The 8,159-nt window shown below is 70.3% G+C and carries 8 protein-coding genes and 1 pseudogene; 8 read left to right on the forward strand and 1 reads right to left on the reverse strand.

Features of this window, described 5'->3' with window-relative positions:
* The 4 genes and pseudogenes from HMPREF0975_RS11840 to HMPREF0975_RS11855 form a co-directional block, all read left to right on the forward strand.
* Positions 1-546 (forward strand): annotated as a pseudogene (locus tag HMPREF0975_RS11840) (glycosyltransferase 87 family protein); the annotation flags it as partial.
* A gap of 117 nt (positions 547-663) precedes the next feature.
* The gene (locus HMPREF0975_RS11845; RefSeq protein ID WP_009234424.1) at positions 664-1,926 is read left to right on the forward strand and encodes an App1 family protein; all 1,263 of its coding nucleotides are present in this window, start codon (positions 664-666) and stop codon (positions 1,924-1,926) included.
* 306 nt (positions 1,927-2,232) lie between these two features.
* Complete coding sequence (locus HMPREF0975_RS11850) at positions 2,233-2,547, forward strand: hypothetical protein (RefSeq protein WP_009234425.1); 315 nt, start codon at positions 2,233-2,235, stop codon at positions 2,545-2,547.
* 192 nt (positions 2,548-2,739) lie between these two features.
* On the forward strand, positions 2,740-3,066 hold the full coding sequence (locus tag HMPREF0975_RS11855; RefSeq protein WP_009234426.1) for a hypothetical protein: 327 nt from the start codon (positions 2,740-2,742) through the stop codon (positions 3,064-3,066).
* A gap of 6 nt (positions 3,067-3,072) precedes the next feature.
* Here HMPREF0975_RS11855 and HMPREF0975_RS11860 read toward each other — a convergent pair whose 3' ends face one another.
* A complete protein-coding gene (locus HMPREF0975_RS11860) occupies positions 3,073-3,861 on the reverse strand; it encodes a trimeric intracellular cation channel family protein (protein WP_034472701.1) in 789 nt (262 codons plus the stop codon).
* A 223-nt stretch (positions 3,862-4,084) separates the two neighbouring features.
* Here HMPREF0975_RS11860 and HMPREF0975_RS11865 point away from each other — a divergent pair, with 223 nt between their 5' ends.
* The 4 genes from HMPREF0975_RS11865 to HMPREF0975_RS16280 all read left to right on the forward strand — a co-directional run.
* A complete protein-coding gene (locus HMPREF0975_RS11865; RefSeq protein ID WP_021606605.1) occupies positions 4,085-4,999 on the forward strand; it encodes a cation diffusion facilitator family transporter in 915 nt (304 codons plus the stop codon).
* Positions 5,000-5,055: 56 nt separating this feature from the next.
* Positions 5,056-5,967 carry a copper homeostasis protein CutC gene (locus HMPREF0975_RS11870; RefSeq protein ID WP_196800823.1) on the forward strand — a complete coding sequence of 304 codons (912 nt, stop codon included), beginning with the start codon at positions 5,056-5,058 and terminating at the stop codon, positions 5,965-5,967.
* A gap of 312 nt (positions 5,968-6,279) precedes the next feature.
* On the forward strand, positions 6,280-7,101 hold the full coding sequence (locus HMPREF0975_RS11875) for an alpha/beta hydrolase family protein (RefSeq protein WP_009234430.1): 822 nt from the start codon (positions 6,280-6,282) through the stop codon (positions 7,099-7,101).
* Between the two features lie 93 nt (positions 7,102-7,194).
* On the forward strand, positions 7,195-8,159 hold a 965-nt coding region (locus HMPREF0975_RS16280; RefSeq protein ID WP_009234431.1), incomplete at its 3' end, for a DEAD/DEAH box helicase.

The following is an 8,159-nucleotide window of genomic DNA, read 5'->3' on the forward strand; positions in this document are numbered from 1 at the left end:
GATCCGGGGCGCGCCGGTTTCGCCGACTACTCGGGCAACCAGAACCTCAAGGGCGCGATCGCCCGGGGGCTGCCGGAGTCGGCTTGGAACCCGACCTGGGCGGCCTGCTCCCTGCTGGCGGTGGCCGCAGCCTGGTTCCTGTGCCGTCGCCTGGGCCGGTTGCAGGTCACCTCCGACGACGCCGACGACGAGGCCGGCCTGGTCCTGACTCTCCAGGTCGGCGTCGTCATGGTGCTGGGCCTGCTCGTCTCCCCCATTTCCTGGTCGCACCACTGGGTGTGGTGCCTGCCTGCGCTCATGTCGGTGGGGGTGGCGTCCTGGCGCTGGCGCTCGACCGCGCTCGGTCTGGCCTCCATCGCCGGGGTCCTTGTCTTCGTTCTGTCGATGCAGTGGTGGTTCCCCGAGCAGAACCACGTCGAGCAGAACTGGCCGTTCTGGGCCAAGGTCGTCGGCTCGAGCTACACCTGGTGGGCGCTGGGCTGCGGGGGCGCCCTGTGGTGGGCCTCCGGCCGGCGGTCTCGCGCCGCTGAGGGCCGGGACCGGTAGCCCGCGGGCATCTTCACCCTCATGGCAAGGGTGTCTTCCCGATCGCGGCCCTCGCCGACTCTCATCGCCCTCCTCCACTTCGACACCCGGATTCGGCCCGTCAACTAGGATCGGGGAGTGCCCCTCTCCGACATCGCCCGCGCCGTCGAGGACCAGTTCCACCGCGATTCCATCCCCGTCCTCAAGCGCCAGGGCTGGCGCCCCCGCGTCATCCCCTATGACGGCTACGGCACCAGCGCGCCGGCCGAGTCGGCGCCTTCGAGTCTTGCGGATCCGTCATCGGAGCGACGCCGCTGGCAGGCCCCACCCCGGCCCAGGATCGACGGCCGCCCGGATACCGCCCCCGATTCCCAGGCGGCCCGCCCCAAGATCTCTCCCCCGATCTCCATGGCTCGGGTCCTGGCCCGTATGGTGATGCGCCCCCAGGACGCCCCGGCCGAGGGCCCTCTGTTCCGTTCCCTGCCTGCCTCCCTACCGGCCAGTCCCGCCCAGGCCCGCGACTTCGCCCTGACCAGTCTGCTCGATGCCCAGCGCGGCTGGCGCCTGTTCATCGAGGTACCGGCGGCCTTCCTGCCGGTGACCGTTCACGTGGGCCGGGCCAGCGTGCGCACCAGGGCCGACCGCAGCGGCTACATCGACGTCGTCGTGCGCGATCACGGGCTGGAGCCGGGCTGGCACGAGGCGAGGATCGCGGCGGCCGGGGCCGAGGCGGTCGCCGCCAAGGTCCTCATCATCCCCGAGGGGCCGCGCCTGGGCATCATCTCCGACATCGACGACACCGCCATGATCACGCACGTGCCCCGGGTGCTCGTGGCCGCCTGGAACCAGCTCATCAAGTACTCCTCGGCGCGGGAGCCCGTCCCTGGCATGGCCGAGCTCTACTCGCGTATCCAAGCCGCGCACCCGGGAACCCCGATGATGTACCTGTCCACCGGCGCATGGAACGTGGTACCGACGCTGCGCTCCTTCCTCTCCCGCCATGGCTTCCCCTCGGGGCCCGCACTCATGACCGACTGGGGCCCGACCAACACCGGCTGGTTCCGCTCGGGGATCGAGCACAAGCGCACCGAGCTGCGCCGACTCATGATCGATCTGCCCCAGATCACCTGGATCCTCTTCGGCGACGATGGCCAGCACGACCCGCACATCTACGGCGAGGCCGCCCGCCACCACGCCGACCGCATCGCCGCCGTCGCCATCCGCCGTCTGACCGCCACCCAGCAGGTGCTCGCCGGCGGGCTGACCGCGCATCCCATGGGCATCGGGCCCGAGGCACGCACCCTGGCCGAGGCCGACGTCCCCGTCGTCGTCGGAGCCGACGGATACGAGCTGGCCCGGCTCCTGCCCCGCGAGCTGTTGGAGACCTCGCCGCACCGCTGACGCCCCTTCCAACAGCTGACGATCGCCGAACGTCTCGCGGCCGTGCCTCACGGGCCGCTTTCTGCTCCGGGAGCTCAAACCGGGGCCGTAGGGTACGAACGCGAGCCCCTCAGCGGTGCGGCATGTCTCACGTCGCCCGCTCACCCGCCATCGATCCCCGGCAGCACGCGGCTCAGCCAGCGCAGTCATTCGTTCACAGGGATGCCACAGGTTTGCCCTACGAGGCCGACAGGTCACCGCAGTTACCTGTTTCCACCAGGGGGCGGACGCCCCCATTCCCATCCCCGCTTCAACAGGAGGAAACACATGTCCCCCTTCTTCTCCAAAGACTTCTCCAAGAACTCCTCGACCGTTCCGGCAAGCGTCCGCACGATCGCCCCGGCTTCCTCGACCGCCGCCTCGCTCCGGCGTCACGCGATCCTGGCCGACCTGAACGTACTGCAGGTGGCGACCCTCATGGGGACCGCCCTGCTGGTGGCACTCGGCGTCGCCCTGGGCGGGCGCTCCTACATCACGACCGTCTCACCCGACGGCCTGATCAGCTCCCAGCCGGGCGCCTACGGCTCCAACAGTGCGAACCCCGCTGAAACCGCTGACGACTCCTCACCGGCGGCCATGTGATTCTCAGCGCCCCCGTAGGAGCGATCCCTCGGAGCCCGGTGAGGGGCGACCGCAGCGCCGGGCATCGCGCCACACGTGACGCTGTGGGCGATCATGCCGCCGATGGGGAGTCCTCACGGAGACCCGGCCGGTTCGCGGCCGGTATGGTGATGAGGCATCAACCAGCGCTTCCCTCAAGCTCAGGAGACAGATATGGCCGGCAAGATCCCCTTCATCCTCGGACTCGGCGCGGGATACGTGCTCGGGACCCGCGCGGGGCGCGCCCAGTACGAGCGCATCAAGTCCGCCGCCTCGAGGGTCGCCGAGCAGCCCTTCGTGCGCACCCGGGTCGACGCCGCCTCTAGCCACGTCAAGCAGGCCGTGCGCAGCCAGGGCGAGGCCGTCACCGAGAAGGTCGCCGATGCCGTCAAGGAGCGGCTCTTCGGGACGCCATCGGCTAAGAGCGCTGGCCAGTCCCAGCCCGTCGACGCTGGCGAGGCCAGCCTGCGTCCGGTCAACGAGGCCAGTCAGGGCCTCTGACGCCCCCTACCCCTGCTCGGACTGTTCGGACTGTTCCGACGGCGTACTGCTGTCTGTCGCCCGTCCCCCGCGACCACGCCAGGCGGGGGCCTTGAGCGGCCCCATCATGAGCGCTCGGCGCCAGCCGACCAGCGCCCCCGGTCCAGTCCGCCGCCCGGCCCGACGCCGTTCCCGATCGGAGATGACCGGCAGTTGCCAGGAGCGCCAGTAGGCGAGTACGCATAGGCCGGCCCCGACGGCGGTGGACACCAGCATGGCGTGCGCGTCGGCCGCCCCCATCCGCACGGCCAGGACCTGGGTACCGGCGGCGATGAGCGCCGGGATCGCGTAGAGCTTGTTGCCGCCGAAGACCGCCGGGGTCTCCCCCACGGCGACGTCGCGGATCATGGATCCCCCGATCGCCGTGAGGCAGCCCAGCAGGAGCGCCGGCATGACACCGAGCCCGTGGGTGAGGGCCTTCGATGCGCCGGTCGCCGCCCAACAGCCCAGGATGACGGCGTCGGCCACCACGAGCAGGCGCCGGGTGGGACGCGAGGTCAGGGGCACGAACCAGGCGACCGTGGCGCCCAGGCAGGCGGTGTAGAGGTAGTAGGGGTCGGTCAGGGCGAAGGGCGGACCCGCCTGGATCATGACGTCGCGCAGGATGCCGCCGGCGGTGGCGGTGAGCATGGCCAGGACAACGAAGCCCACCAGATCGAAGTTCTTGCGTCGGGCGATGAGCCCGCCCAGGATTCCGTTGAGCAGTACGCCGCACAGGTCGAGGATCCGGAAGGTGTCGGTGAGGGAGGCCGGCATGTGCAGCGCGAGGGAGGAGACGTCCAGCACCCCGATCCTCCCGCCTTTCGCTGATGTCGTGGTTCCTGCTTCCTGCGTTGCGTCGTCCCGGTGTTGTCCGGGCGGCGCCCGTCGCCACCTTAACCCACAGCGGTCCGCGAGCTCCGGCGCCGGCCACTCGCGCATTGCGGCGATGCGAAACCTCGGCTGGTCAGGGCGCAGCGGCCCGCGCCATGATCGAGGGGTGTCCTCACGATACGCACCCCCCAAGGACCTCAGTTCCTACGCGTGGCTCTCCATCGGCGCCGCCCTGGGCACCATCGCGCTCAAGGGTGCCGCGGCCTGGGTGACCGGCTCGGTGGGCCTGCTCTCCGATGCCGCCGAGTCGATGGTCAACCTGGTGGCCGCGGTCGTGGCGCTCATCGTGCTGAAGATCGCGGTCAAGCCCGCCGACGCCGATCACCAGTTCGGCCATTCCAAGGCCGAGTACTTCTCGGCCGTCGTCGAGGGCGTCATGATCTTCGTGGCGGCCGCCTTCATCATCATCTCCGCCATCGGCCGCCTCATCGACCCGCAGATGCCCGAGCAGCTGGGGCTGGGCCTGGCGGTCTCGGTGGTGGCCTCGCTCCTCAATGGTGCGGTGGCCTGGATGCTTTACCGGGCCGGGCGCCGCGAGCGCTCCGTGACCCTGGTGGCCGACGCCAAGCACCTGGCCACCGACGTCGTCACCTCCGCGGCGGTCCTGGTTGGGGTGGCGCTGGTAGCGGTCTTCGACTCGGCCGTGCTCGATGCCGTCGTCGCCCTGGGCGCCGGGCTCAACATCATGTGGACCGGCTTCACGCTCATCCGCGACTCGGTGGGCGGGCTGATGGACATCGCCCCGTCCACCGAGGTACTCCAGACCGTCGAGCGGGTCCTGGCGCGCCATCGCCAAGCGGGCATGATCGATTTTCACGCCGTGCGGGTGCGCGAGGCCGGGAACCGGCGATTCATGGAGCTGCACGTGCTGGTTCCCGCGGCCTGGAGTGTCAAGAAGGGGCACGACTTCACTGAGCAGGTCATCGACGAGCTGGTTGACGCCGACGCCAGCCTGCGCATCTCGGCGCACCTGGAGCCGATCGAGGATCCCAAATCCTACGAGGACCTCGAGGACATCTGACATCTACCCGGTTTTCATCAACGTCAGGACATGTCAGACTCGGCCCCATGAACGCAATGAGGCTCACTAGCTCAGCACCGTCGCTGCGCCAGCACACGATCACCGCTCCCGCACCCGCCTGGCGCCACCCGGACCACATCGTCCTGGAGACCTGTGTGGAGGACATCGAGGGCGTGCGGATCTCCGCTCGGGCCGGGGCCGATCGCGCCGAGCTGTGCGACAACCTCACGGCCGCCGGCACCACGCCCTCGATCGGGACCATCGAGGCGGCCATCTTCGCCGCCGCCGAGCAGGTCGAGCAGCGCCGGGCACAGGCCGGCCCCTACTGGGCGGACAAGGCCGACGCCGCCGCCCCCTTCGGTCTGAGGGTCATCATCCGCCCCCGTGGCGGTTCCTTCGTCTACGACGCTGATGAGGGCCGGGCCATGATCGCCGATGTGCGGCGCATCGCCTCCCTGGCTCTGGAGATGGCCGAGTTCACCCGCCCCCAGGCCACGGGCGGTGGGCGCGGCCAGCTGCCGCCGGCTGTGGACCTGGGCTTCGTCGTCGGCGCCCTGACCGAGGACGGCACGATCGACCGCGGCCTGGTGCGCCTGCTGGTCGATATGGCCAATGGCGCCCCGGTCACGTTCCACAGGGCCTTCGACCAGTGCCGCGACACCGTCGAGGCCTACGGGGATCTGGAGGGGCTTGGCGTGCGCTACGTCCTGACCAGTGGCGCGGCGCAGACTGCGGCCGACGGCGCCTCCGTGATCGCCGGGCTGGTGGCCAGCGGCGGGCCGACCGTCGTCGCGGCCGGGGCCGTGCGCCCCCATGGCCTGGTCGACCTAGTGGAGTCCACGGGCGTGCGCGAGGTCCACATGCGTTGCCCGCGCGAGGGCATGACCCCCGATGAGCCCCAGCGCACCGACGAGGCCCTGGTGCGACGCGCCGTCGAGGCGGTTCGCACGGTTCCGCTGCCCGAGTAGCGCCAGGGCAACGCCGAGAGGCCCAGCCGGCAGCCGTGCCTCTCGGCGAGTGCTCCCCGTCCCCCGCACTGAGCGAAGGGGACAGCCCCGCACGATCCAGTGCGGGCCCCAGTGTCCGTCCTCGCCTCCTCTCCGATCGCCCGCTTTCCACAGCCCGTCATCCACCATCGTAAAATCCTCACAGTTCGTGGATACCCACAGTCCCCGGTGCGGATGGCGGCCCAGACGCCACCTTCACGCTGGAAGCGCAATCGGGACAACTCCCCCCATGAGCCCCATGACCGTCCCTATTTTCTGTCTTAGGTTGACCCCATGAGCGACGTCCGTATCGGCACCCCTCGCGGGATCACTCTGGCCGGCACCCTTCTCCTGCCCGCCGGGGCCGCTCCGATCGATCTGGAGGTTTCCACGACGCCCGACGACGCCCAACCCCCGCAGGCAAGGGCCGAGGGCGTGGTCCTGCTGGCGCACGACTTCCTCACCGACCGCCACGGCCAGAACGGCCGCCTGGACCGGATCGGCGCCCGCTACCGCGAGGCGGGCCTGGCCACGCTCAGCCTGGACTTCTCCGGCCTGGGAGAGTCCGACGACGACGTCATCACCCTGGCAGGAGAAGCCGAGGACCTGCGCGCAGCCTCCAGCTGGTTGGCCGGCCTGGGCTTCACCCGGCAGATGATTCACGCCAACGGCTTCGGGGCGACGGCCGCACTCCTGGCCCGGCCCGAGCAGGTGCGCACGGCCGTACTCGTGGGCGCCATCGTGGGCCCGCAGTCGATCCTGTGGGAGGAAGTTTTCTCCCCCGAGCAGCTCGATGAACTGGCCCAGCACGGGTTGACACGACTGGTGGACGACAACCCCAACTCGCGTGAGTGGAACGTCCTGTCCAAGGAGACACTGGCGGACTTCTCCATGCAGGAGCCGGAGCGCACACTGGCGGATCTGCCCTGGCCGGTGCTCATGGTGCACGGGGTACTGTCCAACGAGCTGCCGGACACCGCCGAGGCCACGGCCGAAGGCTTCCCGCTGCTGCCCGACTCCAGCCAGATGGTGCAGGTCCACGCCGAGAACCTGGAGCAGGCCCAGGAGGAGGTCGCCCGCCTGAGCCTGGAGTGGGCCCGCCGTCGTCTGCGCTGAGCGACCGGCGGACCGGCGGTGTCGCCGCGCCGTCCTGCGCTATCAGCGGCCCGGGGAGGCGCCGGCGCGCGTATAGGGGACAATAGGGAACCTATGGAACAGGGCGAGGACCGGAACCGGGGTCACAACGGCGATCAGGCCAACCGGCACAGCAGCCGGCAGGGCCATGAGCCAGCTACCGGACAGAGCGATATACGACCCCGTGGGCGCGACACTAGCAGCACCGACGGCGCACAGGGCGGCGATACGCGGGGCGAACAGGGCAGGCGCACCCCGCACGGCCGCAGTCGCCAGAGCCGGCGTACCGGCAAGGGCACTGGCCGACGCCGGAGCGCCTGGAAGGGCTACTCCCCCGAGCAGCTCGCCGCCCGCGCCGCCGCCGTCCCGGTCATCGTCTACCCCGAGGAGTTGCCGGTCTCGGCCCGCCGCGAGGAGATCGCCGCCGCCATCGGCGAGCACCAGGTCGTCATCGTCGCCGGTGAGACCGGTAGCGGCAAGACCACCCAGCTGCCCAAGATCTGCCTGGAGCTGGGCCGGGGCGTGACCGGGATGATCGGCCACACCCAGCCGCGGCGCATCGCCGCGCGCAGCGTGGCCGAGCGCATCGCCTCCGAGCTGGGCACCCCGATCGGGCCGGGCGGCGTCGTCGGCTACCAGGTGCGCTTCACCGAGGAGGTCGGCGAGAACACCCTGGTCAAGCTCATGACCGACGGCATCCTCCTGGCGGAGATCCAGTCCGACCCCCAGCTGCGCCGCTACGACACGATCATCGTGGACGAGGCCCACGAGCGCAGCCTCAACATCGACTTCATCCTGGGCTACCTGGCGCGCCTGCTGCCCCGGCGCCCGGACCTCAAGGTCATCATCACCTCGGCCACCATTGACTCTGAGCGCTTCGCCGAGCACTTCGGCCGCGAGATCATCGGCGACCGAGGACAGCCCTTCACCGTTCCCGCCCCGATCATCGAGGTCTCCGGACGCACCTATCCCGTCGAGATCCGCTACCGTCCGCTGGCTCCCGACAACGCCGAGCCCGACTCCGACGACGCCGGCGACTC

Origin of the sequence: Actinomyces sp. oral taxon 849 str. F0330 (assembly GCF_000239715.1) — a bacterium.
Classification (GTDB): Bacteria; Actinomycetota; Actinomycetes; order Actinomycetales; family Actinomycetaceae; genus Actinomyces; species Actinomyces johnsonii.

Bases quoted from the DNA above. Each gene is read 5' to 3' on its own strand.
- HMPREF0975_RS11850 (WP_009234425.1), top strand. From the start codon at position 2,233: ATGTCCCCCTTCTTCTCCAAAGACTTCTCCAAGAACTCCTCGACCGTT.
- HMPREF0975_RS11855 (WP_009234426.1), top strand. From the start codon at position 2,740: ATGGCCGGCAAGATCCCCTTCATCCTCGGACTCGGCGCGGGATACGTG.
- HMPREF0975_RS11860 (WP_034472701.1), bottom strand. From the start codon at position 3,861: ATGCCGGCCTCCCTCACCGACACCTTCCGGATCCTCGACCTGTGCGGC.
- HMPREF0975_RS11875 (WP_009234430.1), top strand. From the start codon at position 6,280: ATGAGCGACGTCCGTATCGGCACCCCTCGCGGGATCACTCTGGCCGGC.
- HMPREF0975_RS11870 (WP_196800823.1), top strand. From the start codon at position 5,056: ATGAGGCTCACTAGCTCAGCACCGTCGCTGCGCCAGCACACGATCACC.